The organism is Aeromonas sp. 1HA1 (assembly GCF_029237385.1).
Lineage (GTDB): Bacteria > Pseudomonadota > Gammaproteobacteria > Enterobacterales > Aeromonadaceae > Aeromonas > Aeromonas popoffii.
Genome location: NZ_JAACGC010000184.1, coordinates 1 through 1,023 on the forward strand (window position 1 = coordinate 1; position 1,023 = coordinate 1,023).

The 1,023-nt window shown below is 50.2% G+C and carries 2 protein-coding genes; both read right to left on the minus strand.

Annotated features, from left to right (window positions below):
* A partial coding sequence (locus tag GWQ22_RS21540; protein WP_275931634.1) for a zonular occludens toxin domain-containing protein occupies positions 1-653 on the minus strand: 653 nt, incomplete at its 3' end.
* Positions 654-968, minus strand: a complete 315-nt coding sequence (locus GWQ22_RS21545; RefSeq protein WP_275931635.1) for a DUF2523 family protein — start codon at positions 966-968, stop codon at positions 654-656. It lies immediately after the preceding gene.
* Between the last annotated feature and the right edge of the window lie 55 nt (positions 969-1,023).

Sequence of the window (1,023 nt, forward strand, 5' to 3'; positions counted from 1 at the left end):
GAGACTTTACCGGTTGTAGTTGAATCATAAAGCTTGAAAACATACTTGGGCACCTTGTTGAATGGCTTGGCTTGCAGAACATGAGAGGCCGACGTGCCGGAGTTATCCGACAGGTGGAGAACGGTCTTGTATCGGCCACCAATGCCCAGCACGGCCATATTCGTATGACGGATAGCAGTTTCTGCAGGGGCTCGAACAACGGAATGGACTTTGCTGATATTCGGCGTGGTGAAAACGAAATCCCAGTTATGGTGACGGTGCATATCAAAGGCCACGTCGATTGTTTCCGGCCTGCCATCCTGCTTGGCCTGCTCCGAACCACCTGGGTAAGCGAGACGGTCTAAATCGCTTTGGCGCCATGATGGCGGAAAGACCCGTTGCACCTCATCAACCAGAAAAAATGCGCCCTTGGGTGCCCAGTGGTAAAAACGGGCCAGATGATCCCTGCCCTGCTGGGATTCGGTTTCGATATACGTCACCTGAAAGCCATCAGGCACCGCCTTGCCCATCACCTCTTTGCAGCGCTCAGCCGTGAAGCCGCGCACGTTGGTGATGATGTGGCGACCAGCCTTGATGGCGGGCAGCACATCGGTATGAATGGCCCCTGACGACTTGTAAGAGCCGGGGGCGCCGTGGTGGATCTTGATAGACATTTACCACCCCATCATATTGAGCATGAAGCGGGTAACGAACGCCTGAGAAAGTATTGCCAAACCTTTATCAAAGTGAAGGTAAAGCAACATCCCCCGCAACTCGGTAGGCAATAAATTAAAAGAAGAGGACAACATTGCGCTAAATTCAATATTAAGCAGCACCTCCTTAGCCACGTCCCAAGTAAAATTCAACATAAACAACTTGAACTCCACCCACTGAAGCGCAAGCCGCACCACAAGCCACCCACTAAACTGGACGGCCAAATTATATATATCGTTGAAGAACGCCCCGAAAAACTCGTTCAACCATTCCATGTCATCACCTCTTAAAAATAACCATCAATGCCACGAAGTAAAAAATAAACATCAT

Excerpts from the sequence above, each read along its gene's own strand:
- GWQ22_RS21545 (WP_275931635.1), bottom strand. The coding sequence starts at position 968 with ATGGAATGGTTGAACGAGTTTTTCGGGGCGTTCTTCAACGATATATAT.